Origin of the sequence: Coleofasciculus sp. H7-2, assembly GCF_042747725.1 — a bacterium.
GTDB lineage: Bacteria > Cyanobacteriota > Cyanobacteriia > Cyanobacteriales > FACHB-T130 > FACHB-T130.
Genome location: NZ_JBHZGO010000073.1, coordinates 17,051 through 37,698, shown reverse-complemented (window position 1 = coordinate 37,698; position 20,648 = coordinate 17,051). Strand labels below are relative to the sequence as shown.

The following is a 20,648-nucleotide window of genomic DNA, read 5'->3' as shown; positions in this document are numbered from 1 at the left end:
CGCCGCTTCGCTAGTAAAAAGGGGGGCAATAGACGTATTTGTGGCAGACATAAACAGGAACGCAACATCACCGCATAGTCAGGGCAACCACAAGGGATTGCCCCTACAAAACGCTATATGTATAAGCCGCGCTAGTAGGTTGGGTTGAGGAACGAAACCCAACACACATAAACATTTGTTGGGTTTCACTATCGTACCGCTACGCGGAAGCAAGCTACAACCATTCCCTACAGCTTAAGTCAGTGCCATTCGATTTAAGTCAGTTATCAAGATTAGGAATAGATGAAATTGCTGGGAAGAAGGTGCAGAAAAACTATGTAGTAATCTTGGTAAATTTAGCTCCAAAAAAGCCAATTGCTATGAGCAACTCACGACGGTAGCAAGATATAACAAAGCTTTCAACTCTGCTTTCAACTCTTACCAGCTCGTCCAACCAAGTTCGCAATCATAAATCGCAATTGAGTAGGGTTAATCGGTTTAGCCAGATGCATTTGGAACCCAGCAGAGATTGCCCTTTGACGCTCTTGTTCGCTAACGTAGGCAGTGGTTGCCGCTGCCGGAATTTGTCCTCCGGCTTCAACGTCAAGCTCTCTCACCTGACGAATCAAGCAGTAACCATCTTCCTCTGGCATCCCAATATCTGCTAGCAGCACATCGTATCTAGTAGGGTTTTCAGTCAGAGCCGCGATCGCTTCCCTGGTCGAGGAAACAACCACCACTTCAACTCCCAAATCTTCCAACATCCACTTCATGAGGTCGCGGCTAGCTGCCTCATCATCTACAGCCAAGACGCATAAGCCTTCAAGGGATGGAATTTCACCACTCAAGGCATCCAGCGGCTCTTCCAAATCGCTCGGCTCTAAATAACTCAGCGGTGTAAACTCCGGTGGCATCGATTGCAGAGGCAGTCTCACGGTCATTGTGGTTCCTTGCCCCTCGCCTGGACTCTCTGCTTGAACTGTGCCGCCGTGAAGTTCCACAAGATGACGGACGATCGACAAGCCCAATCCGAGTCCCTGACTCGCTTTGCTACTGCTGGAATCTCCTTGGCGGAAGCGATCGAACACATACGGGAGCAAGTCGGCTCGGATGCCTTGTCCCGTGTCGCTGACTCGAATCTGGGCGTGAGTCTGCACAGGTTCCAGCGTGATTTCCACGCGCTCACCGGATGGCGTGAACTTAATAGCGTTAGTAAGTAAATTCCACAGAACTTGTTGTAAGCGATCGCTATCTCCCACAACTGTCACCGAGTTCAACTGCGAAACAATTTGAATATTTTTCGTCTCGGCGGACAATTGCACAGACTCAATGGCTGCACTCACTACTGAGACCAAATCAATTGGACGAGTGTTTAGATGAAGTTTCCCGCTCGTAATCCGTGAAACATCCAACAGATCCTCAATTAATTGAGCTTGCGCCTTAGCACTCCGTTCGATCGCTTCCAAGGCGCGAGTGACTGTTACTTCATCTAGCTGGCGCTGGCGTTTGAGGAGAAGTTGCGCCCAGCCCAGCATACTATTGAGCGGGTTACGAAGTTCATGGGAGAGGTTTGAGAGGAAGTCATCTTTGGCTAGATTTGCCGTCTCCGCCTGTTGACGAGCTGACTGTTCCTGCGTCAAGAGATGCGATCGCTCTGTCTCAAACTGCTTCCGTTCGGTGATGTCTTCAATCGCCAGCAAAATCATTTGAGCATCGCCCTCTTGAATAACTTTCCAACCATTTAGCAGCATGGTTTTCTGTCCAATTCCCTCAAACCAATGCTCAACCTCAAAGTTTTGAATATTGGTATCGTTGGCAAGAAGGTTTTCTAGAAGCGATCGCAGTCCGGGCAAGTTCCAATGACCATTCCCCAGTTCAAAGATCGGCGATTGCGCGGTTTCTGGTGGCGAAACCTGAAACGTTTCATAGAACGATCGATTGGCTTTGTTCACCCGGAAGTCAGAATCAAGCACGATTAATGGCACTTGTACCGTCTCCACAATTGCTTCCGCGTAATTCCGGGCGGATTCTAGCGTGGCTGCACTGCGTTTAAGGGCATCAATATCGACCAACACTAACACCACGCCGTCAATCTGGTTTTCTGTAGTGCGATAAGGACGGATGCGGAGGTTGTACCAATGCCCCTCTTTAGTTTGGACTTCTAGCTCCTTGACGCTAAGCGATTCAAGTACCTCCAAAATCAGCGGTTCTAAGTCAGGAATGTTGAGATTGGCTCTGATGTCGCTGAGAAGTCGTCCGGTATCGGCGGGAATGAAATTGAACAGTCTCTGCGCCATTGGCGTAAAACGCCGAATCCGTAAGTCGTTTGTCAATATCAAAATCGGAATATTGATGCTGGCAAGCAAATTCGTCAAATCGTTGTTAACTTGGTTTAATTCAAGATTACGAAAACGAAGTTCTTCGTTTGTCGTGTTGAGTTCTTCATTGGTTGCCTGAATTTCTTCTTTGGCAGTTTCTAACTCCTCATTGGTGCTTTGCAACTCCTCGTTACTCGACAGGATTTCTTCATTGGCAACTTTGAGGTCTTGATTGATGTTCTCCTGCTCTTGAATCACCGCTTGCAGATACTCCTGAGTCGCTGCCTGTTCTAGGTTTACAGCCGCGAGTTCCTGCCTCAGCCCAGCATTCTCAAGCTCTAAGTCTCCCGGCTCTGGGCTTTCAGGATCGATCGGGCTGAGGCTGTTCACCGTAGGTGGAGCTTCTTCAAACAGAACTAAAAAGTAGCGTTCTTCAGCAGTCGGAGCTTTAAACGGAATCACCTGAAGATTGACAATTCTGGAGCGATCGCCCTCTTCAATCCGTACCCCGTTCTTTCTGACTGGAATCTCTTGCCGTTGCGCTTGATAAATGGCGGCGCGTAGCTCCATCAGCAAGCCCTCTCGCACCATATTGAATAAGTTGAGATTGGCTGTTCCAGATACAAGTTTTAGGTAAAGATCGATTTCTCCCCGAAGTTGCAGCACCTCCATCTTGTTGTTGATCGCCACACCCACTGGGGCATAGTAATTCAAGATCAGTTGGTCAGTCTTCTTCTGTAAGTCAAAGCCATCAGTCGGATTCTGCTTCATCGGCTGACGGTCCCCTTTGGCGATCGCATGATTGCTGGTAACAAAAGAAAAAGTTGGATGAGTGGTGGTTAGCTTCTTGGCATAGATTTTGTACTTTTTGTCAATTGAAGTAAACAATTCCGAGTATTTACCTGTACTGTCTGAGGTGCCAAGCAGCAGAAAGCCAGTCGGGTTGAGACTGTAATGGAAGATGGGCACGATCCGTTTTTGCAGCGTCTCTCCCAAATAAATCAGCACATTCCGACAGCTAATCAGATCCAGGTTGGAAAAAGGCGGATCGCTGCCCAAGTCTTGGCGGGCAAACACACACAGTTCGCGCACAGCCTTACTGATTTGGTAGCCGCCCTCCTCAATGGCATTAAAGTATCTGCGGCGGCGTTCTGATGAGACATCTATCATCTGATTCTCTTGATAAATGCCTGACCTGGCTTTGTCGATCGCCGTTTCGCTAATATCTGTTGCAAAAATCTGGATCTGCGGCTGGGTTGCTTGATTCTCCAAAAACTCCAGCAGGCAGATGGCGATTGAGTAAACCTCTTCACCTGTCGAACATCCCGCGATCCATATCCGAATCGGAAATCCCGACTTATTTTGCGTAATCGTGGGAAAGACTTGCTTTTTCAACAGTTGAAACGCTTCCGGGTCGCGGAAAAAGCTGGTGACGTGGATCAGAATTTCTTCATAGAGCGCCTTGACTTCAGCCGGATTGTCTTGCAAATAGCGAGCATAATCCTCCAAGTTTTCCAGCTTGTACAACAGCATCCGTCGCTGGATTCGGCGAGCGAGCGTGGTGGGCTTGTAGTGGCTGAAATCAACACCAGTGGCCGTTCGCAATAACGCAAAAATCGTTACCAGGGCATCTCCCGGCTCAAGCAATTCCGCAACCGCGATCGGCGGCAGTGGGTAAACCAGTAGCGGATTGCGACTGAAGTTGGCCAGTTCTTCGGCAATCTTTTCCGGCGGCAGAATAAAATCGACATTCCCTGTGGCGACAGCGGTAATGGGCATACTGTCGAATTTTGCTGTGTCTTCACACTGAGCAAACGTCACGCCTCCGGCTGCCTTGATTGCCTTCAGCCCCAGCGAACCGTCTCCATCCGATCCTGATAAAACCACGGCGATCGCTTTGTGTCCGCGATCGGATGCCAAGGATACAAAGAAGGCATCACCCGGCATATATTTCCCTTGAACTTTCTCTCGCGGCGTCAGTTGCAGCATCCCTTGAGACAGCACCATCTTGGTGTTGGGCGGAATCACGTAAACCTGATTCGGCTCCACAGTCATCCCAGACTGCACCTCCTGCACAGGCATTTGCGTCGTTCTGGCGAGAATCTCGCACAACAGACTCTCGTGATTGGGGGATAGATGCTGAATCAGCACAAACGCCATCCCGGTATCTGTGGGTAAGTGCCTGAGTAACTCGGTAAATGCTTCCAACCCTCCGGCAGAAGCGGCAACTCCAACGATGGGAAAGGGAGCATCCATATTATCTTGCTGCGTCGCGTCGATCTCTTGCTGCGTCGCGTCGATCTCTTGCTGCGTCGCGTCGATCGCTTCAGCAGCAGTGGATTCGGATGTAGTTTGCAAGGGTTGAGCGGAGGTCATAAGAAGAAGTCTGGTACTGCAATTATTTAGCAGCTCAGGTTTATATTCTAGGTCGGTTTATTTACATCTTGCACCAACTGCCCCTAGGCTTTACCCAGGGGCTATACAAACGCGCGAACTGACAAGTCAGCGCTTCGCTATCGCCTGCTTTGGACTCGCGAAAAATCAATGATTTTCGAGCCTGCTCTCGTCAGGCTTTGGATGTGTAGCTCCACGCTTCAGGGTGTCTGTCAAAATAAGGCTCTTAAGGATAAACTAACCTCTCAAATCGCGGATAGAGCAAAGAAGAAACGGGAAGCGCAATGCTCTGGCTATATGTGAAGTGTAACTTGTACTGGCAGAGATAGAATTGACTAAGTGCAACTAGCGGTCACAAAAAGAATCTATGCCGGGACACGACATCATCGTCATTGGGACTTCGGCAGGCGGACTCAAAGCGCTGAGTACTATCGTTAGCGGTCTGCCCACTGACATCAATACTGTCTTCTTTATTGTTCAACATCTTGCAGCAGATAAGCCGAGTATTCTGCCCCAGATTCTTGAAGATGTCGGCTCTCTCCCCGCGTCTCACCCGACAGACGGAGAGAAAATCAAAACCGGGCGAATTTACATCGCCCCACCCGATCATCATCTGTTAGTCAACAGCGGAGTGATGCGTGTAGTGCGTGGACCGCAAGAAAACCGATTTAGACCCGCAATCGATGCGTTATTCCGTTCAGCCGCTCGCACTTATGGTTCAAGGGTTGTGGGTGTGGTTCTCACTGGCTACTTGGATGATGGCACAGTGGGGCTACAGGCGGTCAAGAAACGGGGCGGACTTGCGATCGTTCAAGACCCGAAAGAAGCAGAATACCCAAGTATGGCAAAGAGCGCACTGCGGTATGTCAAGGTAGATTACTGCATTCCGCTTGCAGAAATCCCAGACCTCTTGGTGCGTTTAGCAAGTGTTCCCGCAGTAGAGGAGGAGGCATACCCAGTGACTAAAGATATAGAAATTGAATCAAATATTGCTGAACAGGCAATGAACACTAAGGATTTTTTGAAAAACGTAGAACAGATTGGGACGCGGACAACTTACACCTGTCCTGAGTGCAATGGTAGCATTTGGCAAATTGGCAAAGAAGAACCGAGCCGATTTCGCTGTCATATAGGGCATTCCTTTACTGCTAATGTTTTTCTATCAGAGCAAACTCAGAATGTAGAAAACGCTTTGTGGTCGGCTGTTCGAGCTATGGAGGAAAAGGTAACGTTTTCGCGTCAAATGGCAGAGCGAATGAAAAATTACAATTTACAGAAAGCGGCAACAAAATATGAAGATCATGCGGAAAGCTTAGATAAAGAGGTATCCTTGATTCGCGAAATAATTCTAAACGGCTTTGCCACAAAACGCAGCATTGCCGAAGAAGATGAAGAGTCTTAGAGCAGCAAGAAAACCTTAAAAATGCAAAATTAAAAATGAAGAAAATTCTTAATTCCTTCTTTAAATTCTTAATTTTTTTCTTTAAATTTTTAATTTTTAATTTTCATGAAACCTTGGTTCTGGCGATCGCTTCCTCTACAACATCGAACTGGCTCAGAAGTATTCGCCGCCCTGTTTCTAGACGCAGGTAAAATTGCCACGCTACTTGAAAGTCCCTACAATCCACTCCAACACTCAACTGAAGCGAACAGAGCGATCGCTCGATATTCCATTTGTGCCGGTGCCCCGCGCCTTGTAGATGGAGCGCAGGCAATGTGGACTCCACCCGTCGGAGAGATCCTCCCCTTCCTGCGCCGCTTGCTGCAACGTTCTGCCTTCAAGGATGAGTCGATAGGGGCGCACTCAGAACTGCCTTTCACCGGCGGCTGGCTGGGATGGCTGGGTTATGACCTGGCTTGGGAGATTGAGCAGCTACCCAATTTAAACTCTGACCCGCTGCCATTCCCTGTTGCTTATTGGTATGAACCGGCGTCATTTGCCGTCCTCGACCACTGGAAACAAACGCTATGGCTAGCCGCTAGCGATGAAGCCGAACTCGATTCCTTGCAAAGCCTGCTGGAGCAAAAGAGCCGAACCCAGTGCGGGATAGCAGATTCTTCAATCCAAAATCCCAAATCCCCTCACTTCCATTTTTGGACGCCCCAAACTGATTACGAAGATGCGGTGCGGCAAGCGAAAAAGTATATTCAAGCTGGAGATATCTTTCAGGCAAATCTTTCCATACGCTTTGAAAGCCACATCACTGCCCATCCTTGGGCGATTTATCAGGCGTTACACCAAATCAATCCTTCTCCCTTTGCCAGCTATTGGCAGACGCCGTGGGGGGCACTCATCAGCTGTTCTCCAGAACGATTGGTTCAGATGCAAGATCGACAAGCGCAAACGCGACCGATTGCGGGAACGCGATCGCGCGGCACCACGCCCGCCCTCGACGAGCATCTGGCGCAAGACTTGATTGCCAATGCCAAAGAAAGAGCCGAACACATTATGCTGGTGGATTTAGAGCGGAACGACTTGGGGCGAGTGTGCGAGTGGGGTTCTGTAGAAGTCAACGAACTTTTCACGATTGAGCGCTACAGCCATGTCATGCACCTCGTGAGCAACGTCATCGGCAAAATTCGCCCAAACTACGACGCTGTTGACCTGATTCGCGCCTTCTTCCCCGGCGGCACCATCACTGGCTGCCCGAAAGTCCGCTGCATGGAAATCATTGAAGAACTCGAACCCGTGCGTCGCAATTTGTTCTACGGTTCCTGTGGCTTTCTCGATTGGCGTGGAGACTTGGACTTAAATATATTGATCCGCACCCTCCTCTATCCCAATCGTGCCGATGTAGCGATGGTTTACGGGCAAGTCGGGGCGGGAATTGTTGCCGATAGCGATCCAGAGCGAGAATGGCATGAGTCTCTACACAAAGCTCAAGCTCTGCTAGCAGCCCTGGGAAGTTTTAATGTTATTAGTGATTAGTTCTTGGTCATTCGTCAAGTGTCATTGACGAGTGGCTCGTGGTCAGACACGGTTTTGAACAATTAGCCATTCGCCATTAGCAACTAGCAACAGAATGATTCGGCTGGGAACGGATATTGTGTATATGCCTCGGATTAAAGCAGCTGTTGAACGCTTTGGCGATCGCTTCTTGCAGCGCGTCTATACCCTAGATGAACAACAAGATTGCGGGTACACTCAAGACGATAGCAGCCGCCTTTCTATCAACCAGCTAGCAGGGCGCTGGGCGGCAAAAGAAGCCGTTGCTAAAGCACTGGGAACTGGGTGGCGGGGAGTCAGCTACACCGATATTGAGATTCGACGCCTACCCACGGGTGCGCCGCAAGTGTTTCTCCACCATTCAGCTGCCGCCCAGACAGCAGGCTGGGGAGATTGTCAGTGGCAGCTAAGCATCAGCCATGATGGGGATTATTCTGTAGCCACAGCCATCCTCGTTTGCTTACGCTAAAAAGCGCCGCCAATTCTCAAACATTATCTCTGAGGTGCCCGAATCAAGCTATCATCTGCATAGTTTGAACTAGAGTGAAACTCTTGGGTTTCAACAGAGAGCGGCGGGCGCGATCGCACTGCCGCTTACACTCTTTGACTTTTCCCAATCTCTCACTTAAGGATGGACATTCTTCGCGTGGATGTTAATGAGCAGCGAAACCTATTTAAATCACCCTACATTTGGCTTACTTTACAGAGTGTGTCTGCTTGAGGACAGCCAGGAATTATTTACGACCCTTTATGCCCAGCGTCTCTTCTTTTTGGTGAATACCAGTCCTAGCGGCATCAAGTTTGAACCGATTACCCGTAGCGATGGTCGCCTCATGGTGGAAAACCGTTTGCGGATGCTCCGTCGCAGTGGTCAAATGGAGGATTACGAAGGGCTTCAGGCTATTCATAAGCGAACATTTCAATAGGGGCAAGCGATTATAAAGTTAAAAAAGGATGTTTAATGCAAGCATTTTTAATTCTTGCTTCTGTGCCTATTTTCAAGTGAAGTCTAATGACTGGAGCGATCGCCCAACGCCTTTTTCAAATTCGCCAACAACTGCCGGAATCTGTCCGCCTCATCGCCGTTACTAAACAGGTTTCCCCTGAAGCCATGCGCGAAGCTTATGCAGCGGGAGTACGGGATTTCGGCGAAAGTCGCATATCTGAAGCTGAACTCAAACAAGCGCAACTGCAAGATTTACCAGACATCACCTGGCACCTGATTGGACACCTCCAGAGTAATAAAGCTCGAAAAGCCCTAGAACAATTTCAGTGGATTCACTCTATAGATAGTTTAAAATTAGCCCAACGATTGAACCAACTGGCGCTTGAGCTGTCGCGTCCGCCCTTCATCTGCCTCCAAGTCAAACTGCTGCCAGATCCTAACAAGTACGGTTGGACAGTTCCCGAACTGCTTGCCGATTTACCAGCCCTGAATGAGTGCTACAATCTGCAAATTCAAGGTTTGATGACAATTCCCCCTTTCGATCTCAATGCTTCTGAAATTCTGTCAGTATTTGATAGCACCCGCAAATTAGCCGATGAAATCAGACAGCAAAACTGGTCGAATATTCAAATGCAGCAGCTATCAATGGGAATGTCGGATGATTACCCTCTAGCCGTGCAAGCTGGGGCAACGATGGTACGTTTGGGGCGAATTCTTTTTGGGGAACGGACACCCTGAAAAGTCCCACTACGCCAACAAAAGTCAACATCTACTCCGAATAGATGAGTAGGGTAATTAACAGGCATCGGATATTATATTGCCAGCACGACTATATGATTGTTATTGTCGTTTCCTTAAACTAGGACTGCTGCCTCAAGGGTGCCCTGCGATCCCAGCCCCAGAGTCTAACCTTAAATTGTGATGGAGCGTGAACTGTGAATAATATTTTTTCTAAGCTACGAGATTTCGTGGGTCTCAATGAGCCAGCCAACTACGAGTATGACGAGTACGAAGAAGCGGATGCAGAAGAGTACCAAAATCTCTATCAAGAACAGCATCCTCAACCGACGACAGCAGAAGAAGAACGTCGCCAGAGCCGTCGGACGCGGACAAGCACACCTGTTGCACGAGAAGTAGAAATGGGGACAACAATGAATAATGTAATTGGTATGCCCGGATCGGTGAATGGTATTTCGGAAGTGGTCGTGATGGAGCCGCGTTCTTTTGAAGAAATGCCCCAAGCAATTCAAGCTTTGCGCGAACGGAAGTCAGTGGTGTTAAACCTGACGATTATGGACCCAGATCAGGCGCAACGGGCTGTAGACTTTGTTGCCGGTGGCACTTATGCAATCGATGGGCACCAAGAGCGAATCGGCGAAAGTATCTTTCTGTTTACACCAAGCTGCGTTCAAGTCAGTACCCAGACTGGCGTGGTTCACGAAGTGCCTCAACCGCAAGTACGGATTCCCCGTCCCTCTGCTCCCTCCCCAGCTTGGTCAAACGAACCGACTCGGATGGCGCAGTAAAAGTTCTGAGTCGATACGCTTGTTAGCGGTCAATGGTTAGTCGTAAAGACTCAAAACAACTGACCGCCGACAGCGGACTTTTCATGCTGATAGGGATCGGGAGATGAGGTTGGCTACTAAATTCGGCATGATTGGTGGCGGGGTAATGGGAGAAGCTCTGTTATCCCGCCTGATGCAAAAGCAGCTTTATGCCCCAGAGGAAGTCTTGGTGAGCGAGCCGCAAAGAGAGCGGCGAGACTTTTTGGCGCAGCAGTACGGCATCCAGGTGACGGCAGAGAATCGGGCGGTGGCGGCGGCAAGGGATGTGCTGTTACTGGCGATTAAACCTCAAGTGTTTGCAGCGGTGGCGGCAGACTTGGCGAAGGAAATTTCTGCCCAAGAGTCGCCGCCGGTGGTTATTTCGATTATGGCGGGTGTTTCTTTGAGTCAACTGGAAGTGGCTTTTCCCCAGGCTCCAGTGATTCGGGCGATGCCGAATACTCCGGCGACGGTAGGGGCGGGAATGAGTGCGATCGCGCTTGGTCAGCACGCCACCAAGCGCCACCTAGAACAGGCAAAGGCGATCTTCCAGGCGGTGGGAGAGGTGGTTGAGGTGCCAGAATCCTTAATGGATGCGGTGACAGGACTTTCGGGTTCGGGTCCGGCTTATGTGGCACTGATGGTGGAAGCGCTCGCAGATGGTGGGGTGGCGGCTGGATTGCCAAGAGCGATCGCGTCTTCGTTAGCCCTACAAACCGTTCTGGGGACTGCCCAGCTCTTGCACGAATCGGGAATGCATCCCGCTCAACTCAAAGACCGAGTGACTAGCCCTGGAGGTACAACTATCGCTGGGATTGCCCAGTTAGAAAGGGCTGGTTTCCGTTCGGCTTTGATTGAAGCAGTGGTGGCGGCTTCTCGGCGCTCTCAGGAGCTTGGTCGTTAAGATACTCTTCATGCTGCCAGAAGTAAAATGATTTGTTAACAATACTTTATGTGGCAAAAATGGGCGAGTAGAATCTTTATTTTTAGCCTTTTGCTGATACTAGCTGTTACACTCTTTCCTTATGATTTCGCCTTTAAAGAGAATGCTATTAAAATAAACTATCGCTTTCTCACTTCAGAATTTTTTAAATTAAGAAATTTTTACGACTTAATCACTAACGTTTTATTATTTTTTCCTTTTGGTTTTACCTTTTCCTGTTTGACACAGCGAAAAAGATTTCCAGGAATAAAGATACTTGGTTTCACCTTATTAACTTCTTTTTGTTTGAGTTTTATAATTGAGGTTTTGCAATTATTTATCCCTTCTCGAAGTTCCTCTTTATTTGATATTGGTTCCAGTATTTTAGGTGCTTTTATCGGCTTTTTATGCTTTCGTGTGGGGAAAGATAAAATCCAGGGAGCCACCTTAAATCTTGTTAGAAGCAATAAGAGTTTCCTTTCAATCAAAAAGTTAACGGCTGTTTTTATTGGATATATTATATTGATTTTTATAACAACGCTCGTTTGGCAAAATTCTGGAAGTCTCAGCAATTGGAATCAAACTTTCCCGCTGAGTATTGGCAATGAGCCAACGGGAAATAGACCTTGGAAAGGATATATTTCCGAGCTATATGTCGCGAATAAAGCAGTTTCAGACCAAGAAGCAGAATCCGCATTTTCCTCGGAAATTCCATTTTCTGCAATCAAAAAATACCTAGTAGCTGTATATCAGTTGGCAGGTACAGGCAGTTACCCCGATTTAACTGGGCACCTTCCAGATTTATCTTGGCGACAAAATTCTCCAACCACTCAGGATCAAAGAGGTGTTTCTCTCGATTCCAATCATTGGCTAGAGACAAAAAGCTCTGTAGCTTTGATGACACAAAAGATTGCCGCAACTTCTCAATTTACGCTAGGTGCCGTTGTCGCTACTGCGGACATAATGCAGCATGGCCCTGCCCGAATTATTTCACTTTCAGCAGATGATGAAAACCGCAATTTTACCCTTGGACAAAAGGGATCGGATTTAGTGTTTCGAGTGCGAACTCCAATCACCGGAAAAAATGCCACAAGTTATCAACTAAATGTTCCAGATGTTTTTGGGGACACCAACAATCATCAGCTGCTTCTCACCTATAAAGGGTCAATTCTTCAAATTTACATAGATGGAGTAAAACAACCCTACGCCCTGAAACTGATTCCCGAAGTGATGACTTTTCAGCTATTACCTTTTGATGCTAATAGTATCAAGCTAGAAATCTACAAGATTTTGTATTATGGATTAATCTTTATCCCTCTCGGTTTATTTTTAGCACTCATTCGTGCTAAAACCAGGGGAAAAGTTATTTTTTATGCCTTATTGCTTTGTGGAGGAATTTTAGCCCCCGCTTTAATATTGGAAGTCATGTTAGCAACTGGAACTCAGAGAGCAATTAGGCTGGAGAATCTACTCTTTAGCATGGCACTTGCTGTTAGCACCATGCTAATCGTGAAACGGTGGGCTGAATCTTGGTTACGCGGCGAGATAGCAGCATAAAAAAGAGCAGAGACGCGAAATGGCATTGAGTACCGGAACGCTTACGCATCTCTACTCGTTAGGAACTTTGTTCGGGTTCTGTTGCTAATTTTTGACCTACTTGGGGTTCGGTACCGGCAAGTAAACGCTCAATGTTGCTGCGGTGTCGCCAGACGACGTAGATACCGCCAGCGCTCGCAAATATTAGATAAGGTAACGGCTGCTTGAAAATTAGCATCAAAATGGAAACCGCGATCGCGCCCGCAATGGAACCGAGGGAGACAATTCGAGAAACGGCGATAACCACGCCAAACACCGCCGCCGTTCCCAACGCCACTGGTAGGGACATGGCTAATAAAACGCCGAGGCTAGTTGCAACTGATTTACCACCCGTGAAGTTCAGCCAGACAGATTTACTATGACCGACGGTGGCAGCGAATCCGGTGCCAGCGACTAGCCAAGATTGCCAGGTGGCAGGCAGGACAGGCATTGGTGCAAAGGTATACAAGGCGTAAACCAACGCGATCGCGCCGACTCCTTTCAACAGATCGATCGCTACCACCACGATGGCTGGCCCTTTTCCTAGGGTTCTGAGAACATTGGTGGCACCCGTCGAGCCAGATCCTTGCTCTCGAATATCAATCCCTTTGAGCCAGCGTCCTGCCATATAACCCGTAGGAATCGAGCCTAAGAGATAGGCTGCGATTAACAATGCCCCACTTAAAGCCAGCTGTAGACCCATCTAACGCCTCTTGCTTGTAGCTCAATTAGTCTGTCGCTAATATCTCATATCAGCGGACATCTGCTGAGGATCGGGTGCAAAAGCTAACCAGAGGGGAAATTGCAGCAGCGACAGATTAATCTGCTCTTCTGTCTCATCAATGATAATCAGCGGCATCTGCCGTTCCTTGACGAGACGCTCTGCCTTTTGCACGACCGCTTCTGGGGATTCAAACAAAACAATTCCTTGTTCTGGACCAAAATCAGCGCGGGAAATGCCCAGACAGTCTTGTAAACCCCGCCGCCATTCTCCTAATCGTTCTGGGGAGTTAGCGAGGAGCAGGGCGCGAACGCGATCGCCATACAGCGTGCTTAATACCGAGATGACCGACGAAGCAATCAGGATATTTTGCAAGCGACTGCCCATCGTCCGCAAAGCGCCTCTTCCCCCTTGCGCGAAAAACCAGTTCGCAACTCGCTCCGCATGAACCGGCTCAAAGGTACGACGCAATTGCCAGGGCGGGCCATAATAGTCAGGTCGCGTCCGGTACTGGTCTAAAATACTGCGAATTTGTTTTGCAGTTGATTGAAAGCTCTGTTCTGTAAATTTGGGGTTTACAGGCGATGCCGCCTTCGATTCCACCGCTGGAACTGGCTTTGCGGGTTCCGGTTCCTTCTGGAGTTGCAATTCTTCTGCCGCTACCACCAAATCTTGTAAGCTACCGACGAGATAATCTTTAAAGCCTTGCACCCGAATTGCCAGTTCTTGGGAGGTGCCAGCAAAGCTTCTTCGCATTTCCTCTCGGATGCGTTCCCGTCGTCGTTCCAGTTGTTCTACGGAAATTTGTAGTGTCTGTCTGCGTTGTTCCAGCTCGTTCAAAGACTCCTGCACCAGGCGACTTAAAGCCGCTTGAGTTTGAGCCATCTGGTCTTGCAGCATTTTGTTATGAGAAGCTTGCAGTGCGGCAATTTCCTGAATTAATGCCTCCTCTTGCCGTTGTAAATCAGCCACTCGTTGCTCTAGAACAGAGACGGGATCTGGCGTTTTTACTGTCTCATTGTCAGCGGGATTGTCCACCGCTACAGTTACACTTGGCTCCTCAGAATTATCTGATGCCTCAACAACGGCGACAATTTCCGCTTCTGAATCATCAAATACCTCCACAACGGCGACAATTTGCGTTGCTACAAGATTGTCTGAGGCTGGATCGGGAGTTACAGTTTCCTCTTCTTGCTCTTCTAAATTGTCCGATGTTTCAACAACTGGCGCTTGCTCTTGCTTTTGTTCTTGCTCTTGTTCTTGGGTTTGAGGTTCGTCTGAATTCATCTAACAACTAACAATTAACAACTAACAACTAACTACTCAGGACTCAGTTGTAGGGACGCGCATCTGTGTGCCCCTACGCACTTACTTTTGGACAGCGTTGTTCCAGGCAAGTTTTTAGCATTTTGGGATCGAAGAGAACCGGCAAAAAGTGAATGCTTTTGACTTCTTTGAAGTAAAACAGAATCGGCACTGGAGTCCAGAATATCTGCCAATTTTGCCATTCTTGGTAAGGAAAACGTCGAATTAAGGTTTGGGAACGATAAACATCTAATGCTGTTTCGGTGAATTGCAGGCGAATTGTTGCCGCCTGAAACAGCAGGAACAACCCAAATGCAGCGATCGCTAAACTCACCCAAGGTTGAACTAATAACAGCCCAATCGAAGCTGCCACCAACACCAAAGGGAGTGCGTAGCTGGGTGCCAGTTCAACAGTTTGTGATGGTAAAGAAGACGCAGTAGTAGTCACAGGCATAAACCCGGTATTGTAAACTATCGTACTAGACCTACCCACTTTCTTGGCGTACAAGCTGAAGTGGGACGGCAGCTGAAAGACTATCCAAAACTCCTGAAACTCTTGAAAAATCGTAGGGAATGGTAGAGCGATAGCGTTACCCAACAAACTGCACCAGTGCTGGGTTTCGTTCTAAGGGCCCAGCCTACACATCCGAGATTTGGATAGTCTTTCAGGGGGCGGCAGTCTAAATCCCGATTCGAGATTAAAATCGGGATTGCAACTTTATTTATTTTAAAGGTTTTCAGCCTCAGACCCCTTTAAGTACGGCACTACCAGTTCCCTGAAACATCAACCACGATAAGAAAAAGTTAGAAATAAAGATAGCCAGCAAAGCTGTGACGACTGCCGTGGTGGTCGATTGTCCAACGCCTTTTGCTCCCCCAGTGGTTGTTAAGCCCCAACTGCAACCAATTACGGCAATCAGCGCCCCAAAGCAAAATGCCTTAATTAATGCACTACACAAATCCCAGACTTGCAGGAAATTCCGGGCAGACTCTAAAAATATAGTTGGGGAAATTCCGTAGAGATTTCTAGCAATTAGCAATCCCCCCGCCATGCCGGTGAGGATAGACAAAATGGTTAAAACTGGCAGCATTAAGCAGCAGGCGATCGCGCGGGGAATCACTAGGTAATCAATCGGGTCGGTTTTCAGCATATAGAGGGCGTCAATTTGCTCGGTGACGCGCATCGTGCCAATTTCAGCGGCAAACGCCGAACCGACTCGTCCCGCCAAAATCACGGCAGTCAGGACGGGGCCAAGTTCCCGGCATAAGGAAAGCGCCAGCACTCCGCCCACAGCACTACCCGCACCCAAGTTGACAAATTCTCGCGCCACCTGAATAGTAAATACCATGCCGACAAAACCGGCAGTGACTAGAGCAATTAAGAGCGATTCTGGACCAACCATTGCCATTTGGTCGAGGGTGTTGCGCCGATGGATTTTTTTGGTCAGGAGGTGAACCACCACCTGCCCACCCAGCAAAATCGCCGCCAGCAATCGCTGACCCCATAACTCTAAGCTGGAACCGGAAGTAGTCTCGCTCAAGGATGCCCTGCTGACTCAACAACTTTGTAAAGCATAGCTGATGAGCGGCGAGCTACAAGAATCTCTTTTGTGCTGTTTGTGTTGTAACTCAGCATTCGAGGGGCGGGGAGACTCTGCCCCTACGGCACTCCTCTAGAAAGAATGAATGAATTTCTGAGATATGTTTACGGACTTTAAACAAGATTTTTAAGGTTTATTTAAGATTTCTGACAGATCGGCATAGCGTCCGCGATCGCTCCTATTGTATATAAAGGTTGAAAGTATCGTTCCCGATTCCACGCTCGGCAGTTCATTCACACCCACGGTTTCATGAACATTTTGCCTAACTATTTCCGTTCCCTCATCCTGACGAGTTTTCTCAGCTTCACCGCCCCGATTCTCCTGTTCGCTAGTGTGTTGGCAAGTCTGTCCATACTGGGTTACATTCCCCTCCTCGAAGCAGTCAGTCAGTGCGGCAGAGCGCTGATTTTGGAGTTTCTCACCGTCTTCGGCAGCGGGTGTTCCATCGAAGGTCTTCTGGTAATCGGTTTTACCTGTAGCATTGCTGGAGCCATGTTTGACACCTACGCCTTTTATCGTTACCAAAATTTACGTGGAAATTAATCTTCGGCGATCGCTTTCGTCGTTGCCAAATCTCCAACCCTCACCAAGAGTTCTGTCGCGCGATCGCAATTCTGACAGAATTCGTTAGAAAATGCTGTCTTTACCCAAGTCAGGCAAGATTGTGCCCCCCAAAAGTGAGGCACAACCACAAAAGGCTTACTTCACAGATTCCAGCGACCACAATTTAGCTTCATTTGTGTCGAATCTGGTCGTAAATCTTCAAATATTCCGCTCCGGGATCGTTCCACGAGTAGTCATACTCCATACCCTGAAGCGCAAGCTGGCGAAACTCTTCCGGATGGTTGTACCACAGCTTAAAAGCACGCTCCATTGCTGACTCAAACGCAAGCTCATCACTGTGATAGAACACATAGCCATTCCGTTCTTCCGGAGGCTTAGTTTGGTCGTAGTCTCGGTCAAACACAGTATTCACCAGTCCACCCACTGCCCGCACAACTGGCACCGTGCCGTACTTTAAGCCAATCATCTGAGTCAGTCCGCAAGGTTCGTAGTAGCTAGGGACAATAATCATATCCGCCCCTGCATAGATCAGGTGGGATAACTCTTCATTAAAGGCAAGTTCTAGATGAACGTCAGGATTATCGTTCAAAAAGCCTTTTTCGTACTGGAAATGGGCATTGATTCCCGGTTCTGTTGCCGAACCCAACAACACAAATTGCGCCCCATTGTTGAGCGCGTAGTAAATGGCATGATGGACAAGATGAACGCCTTTTTGAGCGTCTAAGCGACCGATGTAGGCAACGATAGGTTTATCAACGTCGCCAAGCAGAAGTCTCTCCCGGAGGGCTTTTTTAGTCTTGGCTTTTTCTTCAAAGTTTTCTTTGCTGTAGCGAATGGGTATATAGCGATCGCTTTCGGGATTCCAAAAATCATTATCAATGCCGTTGAGTACCCCAGTGAATTTATCCTGGTGCAGATGCAAAGTATGACCTAAACCACAGCCGATCTCCGTGCAGCGGGCTTCCCAGGCATGGTGGGGCGAAACGGTAGTCACGGCGTTGGCGTAAACAATCCCCCCTTTCATAAAGTTCAAGGCAAAAGGGTTGAAGCTATCTTGCAGGCGATCGTAAGTGAAGTAGTAAGATTCGTTATTCAGTCCGGTTGCCCACAGGATCTCTGTACCGCCCATCCCTTGATGTTTGAAATTGTGAATGGTGTAGCAAACCCGTTGATGACCCATCTCATACTTGTAATTCTCGAAGAGCATGACTGGAACTAAGCCGGTCTGCCAGTCATGGCAATGAATGATATCAGGTCGCTTGTTGCTTTGGAGGAGAAATTCTAAAGCGGCTTTGCTGAAGAACGCAAACCGCATATTGTCGTCGTTGCACCCGTAATAACAGCCTCGATTGAAGAAATTATCTTCAGAGTGGGGTTCGATAAAGAAACACACCCGCCCGTGTACCCAGCCGCAATAAACTGAACAGTGAACTTTACCGCCATACCAAGGTACCCACAAGTCACGGTAAGCATCGTGGAGTCCCCAGATGTGGTCGTACCGCATACAATCGTACTTAGGCAGAATAAGCTCGACGCAATTTCCCTGTTTTTCTAACTCCCGACTCAGCCCGTAAACTACATCTCCCAAACCACCAGCTTTGATGACAGGAGCGCATTCAGAGGCAATTTGTACGATGTACATTTTTACTCCTCTTGAGATAGAAATCTATTTTCTTAATTTCACAAAAGTATATATATACCTAAGCAATAGCGACCCCACCATTCGGTATAAACAAGCCGGACATCGTTGTTTGATTCCAGCTTCCTTCGCTGGATGCGACCCGTAGAATAGAGAGCAAAGTTCGTCTGAGTTATGAGGAGGCTTTTCGCAAATGGTACAGACACCATCCAAACCCTTAATCTTGGAAGAGTTTCTGAAGCTACCAGAAACGAAACCCGCTAACGAATACATTGATGGTCAAATTATCCAAAAACCTATGCCGCAAGGGAAACACAGCACAATTCAGACAGAACTACCCGGTGCTATCAATGCAGTTGTCAAGCCTCAGCGCGTTGCAAGAGCTTTTTCAGAACTGCGGTGTACTTTTGGCGGACGATCAATTGTGCCAGATGTGTCCGTATTTACCTGGGCTAGAATTCCCCGCGATGAGAATGGCGAAATTGCTAACGTTTTTCAAGCAGCTCCTGATTGGGTAATTGAAATCTTATCGCCCGACCAAAGCCAAACGAAAGTCACCAAAAAGATTCTGCATTGTCTAAAATATGCCACTCAAATGGGTTGGCTGATCGATCCAAAGGAGCAAACGGTGTTTGTTTATCTTCCAAATCAGCTTTTGGAAGTATTTGATGAATCAGAACAGCAACTTCCTGTGCCATCTTTTGCTAATGAGCTGCGACTTACAGTGGGAGAGTTGTTTTGTTGGCTGTTGGAGTAACCTAAATTAATTAGCGATCGCGTCTTGGTCTTGTTTGAGTTAGGCGATCGCAAGGTGAACCTATTCTATTGGGGGCTAAGCGGTTGCAAACTCCGTCAGCGATCGCTTACTTGGATGCTGAAATCCCAAAACAATATCTTCATGGGGAACCCCTGCTTCTAGCAAGTCATTCACAATTCCCTGCTTCGTCCAATCCTCCTCAACCCAAATCTTTCCATCTCGAATTCGCAGGTAAACCATTACTCCCTGCACTCTGAGCTTGCCATCCCAGCCAACGTGAAACCAAAAGTAATGATCTCGAACCTCATCAAATGATAAGCATTCCTCTACACCATCTCTAGGAGTGTTAGATGCCCACTCATAGTATTCCATTAAGATTTTCTTGATTAAGTTGCGATAGTGATTTAGTTTGTCCATCGAGAACAATGATAAGAGCCGATTTGACAACGTTGTGATAAATATCCTTGAGCTGGCATCTGAAGCACCAAACTTTATCCTTATTTTAGGACTAAGGTACAGAGAGGCGATCGCTCTCCTACATCTACAAGATTTAAGCCCTATCAATATCCAATAACCCAAGGTAATTTTAGGATAGGGGACTGTAAGCTTTATCCATTGGTTGCCTATGCCTGCTCTAGACATCTATCACGATGCTATGAAGAATGCACTCGTCAAAGATGGGTGGACAATTTCTCACGATCCGTTTCATCTGCGATGGGGCAAAAAAAGATATGTATGTCGATCTTGGCGCACGGCAACTCTTGGCAGCAGAACGGGAGGAGCGCAAAATTGCAGTAGAGATCAAGAGCTTTGTTGGTGCTTCCGAAATGGAAGACCTGAAAAATGCAGTCGGTCAGTTTGTTCTTTACCGAGCTGTAATGCGTCAAACCAATCCAAATCGGACTTTATATCTGGCAGTTCGCGACACAACGTTTAATTCTCTATTTGAGGAACCAATTGGTCAACTTTTAATTGCTGATGAAAATCTGAACCTAATCGTATTTGAAGCTCAAACCGAGGTAATTGTGCGATGGATACCCTAGAGAAATATCGAAAGATTATCAAGAGCGTTCTTGAACCGTACACTAAAATTCCATACGCTCATGGAGAACTTACTTGTAAGGCAGTTTTTGATGAATTAGCTGATAGCTATTTATTAGTTACTCTGGGTTGGGATGCGGCAAGGCGCGTTCATGGATGCCTTGTTCATCTTGATATTATTGAAGATAAGATTTGGGTGCAGCGAGATGATATAGAAGATGGCGTAACTAAGGAACTGGTTGCTGCGGGAATTCCTAAAGACAAAATCGTTTTGGGGTTTCATCCACCGGATGTAAGGCAGTATACAGGATATGCGGTTGCTTAGCGATCGCTTTCAAGTTTTTGCGTATCTAGCGATCGCGTTTTGGTTTGTTCGAGCCATAGCGATCGCGTTG

At 47.8% G+C, this 20,648-nt stretch carries 19 protein-coding genes and 2 pseudogenes; 12 read left to right on the top strand and 9 right to left on the bottom strand.

What is annotated here, in order from left to right; translation table 11 throughout:
* Positions 1-251 precede the first annotated feature (251 nt).
* Positions 252-374: pseudogene (locus ACFW2W_RS14500) on the top strand (ISL3 family transposase); the annotation flags it as partial.
* A gap of 36 nt (positions 375-410) precedes the next feature.
* On the opposite strand, the gene ACFW2W_RS14495 reads toward ACFW2W_RS14500, so the two are convergent.
* Positions 411-4,553, bottom strand: coding sequence for a CheR family methyltransferase (locus ACFW2W_RS14495; protein WP_378179494.1), 4,143 nt, complete (start codon positions 4,551-4,553; stop codon positions 411-413).
* 505 nt (positions 4,554-5,058) lie between these two features.
* On the opposite strand from ACFW2W_RS14495, the gene ACFW2W_RS14490 reads away from it, so the two are divergent.
* The 8 genes from ACFW2W_RS14490 (at position 5,059) to ACFW2W_RS14455 (ending at position 12,607) form a co-directional block, all read left to right on the top strand.
* Positions 5,059-6,093: a chemotaxis protein CheB gene (locus tag ACFW2W_RS14490; protein ID WP_378179200.1), complete on the top strand. Its 1,035-nt coding sequence runs from the start codon at positions 5,059-5,061 to the stop codon at positions 6,091-6,093.
* Positions 6,094-6,198: 105 nt separating this feature from the next.
* Positions 6,199-7,620: an anthranilate synthase component I gene (locus ACFW2W_RS14485; protein WP_378179197.1), complete on the top strand. Its 1,422-nt coding sequence runs from the start codon at positions 6,199-6,201 to the stop codon at positions 7,618-7,620.
* Between the two features lie 94 nt (positions 7,621-7,714).
* A complete protein-coding gene (acpS, locus tag ACFW2W_RS14480; protein WP_378179194.1) occupies positions 7,715-8,107 on the top strand; it encodes a holo-ACP synthase in 393 nt (130 codons plus the stop codon).
* A 187-nt stretch (positions 8,108-8,294) separates the two neighbouring features.
* Entirely contained in the window at positions 8,295-8,564 is a 270-nt protein-coding gene (pipX, locus tag ACFW2W_RS14475; protein ID WP_378179191.1) for a transcriptional coactivator PipX, read from the top strand.
* Between the two features lie 86 nt (positions 8,565-8,650).
* Positions 8,651-9,322 carry a YggS family pyridoxal phosphate-dependent enzyme gene (locus tag ACFW2W_RS14470; protein WP_378179189.1) on the top strand — a complete coding sequence of 224 codons (672 nt, stop codon included), beginning with the start codon at positions 8,651-8,653 and terminating at the stop codon, positions 9,320-9,322.
* Positions 9,323-9,519: 197 nt separating this feature from the next.
* Entirely contained in the window at positions 9,520-10,110 is a 591-nt protein-coding gene (locus tag ACFW2W_RS14465; RefSeq protein WP_378179186.1) for a cell division protein SepF, read from the top strand.
* A gap of 109 nt (positions 10,111-10,219) precedes the next feature.
* The gene (gene proC, locus ACFW2W_RS14460; protein ID WP_378179183.1) at positions 10,220-11,032 is read left to right on the top strand and encodes a pyrroline-5-carboxylate reductase; all 813 of its coding nucleotides are present in this window, start codon (positions 10,220-10,222) and stop codon (positions 11,030-11,032) included.
* 48 nt (positions 11,033-11,080) lie between these two features.
* Entirely contained in the window at positions 11,081-12,607 is a 1,527-nt protein-coding gene (locus tag ACFW2W_RS14455; RefSeq protein ID WP_378179180.1) for a VanZ family protein, read from the top strand.
* 58 nt (positions 12,608-12,665) lie between these two features.
* Here ACFW2W_RS14455 and plsY read toward each other — a convergent pair whose 3' ends face one another.
* The 7 genes from plsY to glgA form a co-directional block, all read right to left on the bottom strand.
* The gene (plsY, locus tag ACFW2W_RS14450; protein WP_378179178.1) at positions 12,666-13,328 is read right to left on the bottom strand and encodes a glycerol-3-phosphate 1-O-acyltransferase PlsY; all 663 of its coding nucleotides are present in this window, start codon (positions 13,326-13,328) and stop codon (positions 12,666-12,668) included.
* A gap of 36 nt (positions 13,329-13,364) precedes the next feature.
* The gene (locus tag ACFW2W_RS14445; protein ID WP_378179175.1) at positions 13,365-14,633 is read right to left on the bottom strand and encodes a DUF3086 domain-containing protein; all 1,269 of its coding nucleotides are present in this window, start codon (positions 14,631-14,633) and stop codon (positions 13,365-13,367) included.
* 73 nt (positions 14,634-14,706) lie between these two features.
* Positions 14,707-15,105, bottom strand: coding sequence for a DUF3119 family protein (locus ACFW2W_RS14440; RefSeq protein WP_378179172.1), 399 nt, complete (start codon positions 15,103-15,105; stop codon positions 14,707-14,709).
* Between the two features lie 289 nt (positions 15,106-15,394).
* The gene (locus ACFW2W_RS14435; RefSeq protein WP_378179169.1) at positions 15,395-16,192 is read right to left on the bottom strand and encodes an MlaE family lipid ABC transporter permease subunit; all 798 of its coding nucleotides are present in this window, start codon (positions 16,190-16,192) and stop codon (positions 15,395-15,397) included.
* 186 nt (positions 16,193-16,378) lie between these two features.
* On the bottom strand, positions 16,379-16,777 hold the full coding sequence (locus ACFW2W_RS14430; protein WP_378179166.1) for a hypothetical protein: 399 nt from the start codon (positions 16,775-16,777) through the stop codon (positions 16,379-16,381).
* A gap of 14 nt (positions 16,778-16,791) precedes the next feature.
* On the bottom strand, positions 16,792-16,938 hold the full coding sequence (locus ACFW2W_RS14425) for a hypothetical protein (RefSeq protein WP_378179163.1): 147 nt from the start codon (positions 16,936-16,938) through the stop codon (positions 16,792-16,794).
* A gap of 47 nt (positions 16,939-16,985) precedes the next feature.
* Complete coding sequence (gene glgA, locus ACFW2W_RS14420; RefSeq protein WP_378179160.1) at positions 16,986-18,458, bottom strand: glycogen synthase GlgA; 1,473 nt, start codon at positions 18,456-18,458, stop codon at positions 16,986-16,988.
* Between the two features lie 190 nt (positions 18,459-18,648).
* Here glgA and ACFW2W_RS14415 point away from each other — a divergent pair, with 190 nt between their 5' ends.
* Positions 18,649-19,212 (top strand): Uma2 family endonuclease, encoded by a 564-nt coding sequence (locus tag ACFW2W_RS14415; protein ID WP_378179157.1) that lies wholly within the window; start codon positions 18,649-18,651, stop codon positions 19,210-19,212.
* Positions 19,213-19,287: 75 nt separating this feature from the next.
* On the opposite strand, the gene ACFW2W_RS14410 is transcribed toward ACFW2W_RS14415, so the two are convergent.
* Positions 19,288-19,629 (bottom strand): XisI protein, encoded by a 342-nt coding sequence (locus ACFW2W_RS14410; protein WP_378179154.1) that lies wholly within the window; start codon positions 19,627-19,629, stop codon positions 19,288-19,290.
* A 208-nt stretch (positions 19,630-19,837) separates the two neighbouring features.
* On the opposite strand from ACFW2W_RS14410, the pseudogene ACFW2W_RS14405 reads away from it, so the two are divergent.
* Positions 19,838-20,255: pseudogene (locus ACFW2W_RS14405) on the top strand (element excision factor XisH family protein).
* Positions 20,243-20,578 (top strand): XisI protein, encoded by a 336-nt coding sequence (locus tag ACFW2W_RS14400; RefSeq protein WP_378179151.1) that lies wholly within the window; start codon positions 20,243-20,245, stop codon positions 20,576-20,578. Before ACFW2W_RS14405 ends, ACFW2W_RS14400 begins: the two are co-directional and overlap by 13 nt.
* Positions 20,579-20,648 lie beyond the last annotated feature (70 nt).

Excerpts from the sequence above, each read along its gene's own strand:
- acpS (WP_378179194.1), top strand. The coding sequence starts at position 7,715 with ATGATTCGGCTGGGAACGGATATTGTGTATATGCCTCGGATTAAAGCA.
- ACFW2W_RS14410 (WP_378179154.1), bottom strand. The coding sequence starts at position 19,629 with ATGGACAAACTAAATCACTATCGCAACTTAATCAAGAAAATCTTAATG.
- ACFW2W_RS14470 (WP_378179189.1), top strand. The coding sequence starts at position 8,651 with ATGACTGGAGCGATCGCCCAACGCCTTTTTCAAATTCGCCAACAACTG.
- ACFW2W_RS14445 (WP_378179175.1), bottom strand. The coding sequence starts at position 14,633 with ATGAATTCAGACGAACCTCAAACCCAAGAACAAGAGCAAGAACAAAAG.
- ACFW2W_RS14400 (WP_378179151.1), top strand. The coding sequence starts at position 20,243 with ATGGATACCCTAGAGAAATATCGAAAGATTATCAAGAGCGTTCTTGAA.
- pipX (WP_378179191.1), top strand. The coding sequence starts at position 8,295 with ATGAGCAGCGAAACCTATTTAAATCACCCTACATTTGGCTTACTTTAC.
- glgA (WP_378179160.1), bottom strand. The coding sequence starts at position 18,458 with ATGTACATCGTACAAATTGCCTCTGAATGCGCTCCTGTCATCAAAGCT.
- plsY (WP_378179178.1), bottom strand. The coding sequence starts at position 13,328 with ATGGGTCTACAGCTGGCTTTAAGTGGGGCATTGTTAATCGCAGCCTAT.
- ACFW2W_RS14485 (WP_378179197.1), top strand. The coding sequence starts at position 6,199 with ATGAAACCTTGGTTCTGGCGATCGCTTCCTCTACAACATCGAACTGGC.
- ACFW2W_RS14490 (WP_378179200.1), top strand. The coding sequence starts at position 5,059 with ATGCCGGGACACGACATCATCGTCATTGGGACTTCGGCAGGCGGACTC.
- ACFW2W_RS14495 (WP_378179494.1), bottom strand. The coding sequence starts at position 4,553 with ATGGATGCTCCCTTTCCCATCGTTGGAGTTGCCGCTTCTGCCGGAGGG.
- ACFW2W_RS14415 (WP_378179157.1), top strand. The coding sequence starts at position 18,649 with ATGGTACAGACACCATCCAAACCCTTAATCTTGGAAGAGTTTCTGAAG.
- ACFW2W_RS14440 (WP_378179172.1), bottom strand. The coding sequence starts at position 15,105 with ATGCCTGTGACTACTACTGCGTCTTCTTTACCATCACAAACTGTTGAA.
- ACFW2W_RS14455 (WP_378179180.1), top strand. The coding sequence starts at position 11,081 with ATGTGGCAAAAATGGGCGAGTAGAATCTTTATTTTTAGCCTTTTGCTG.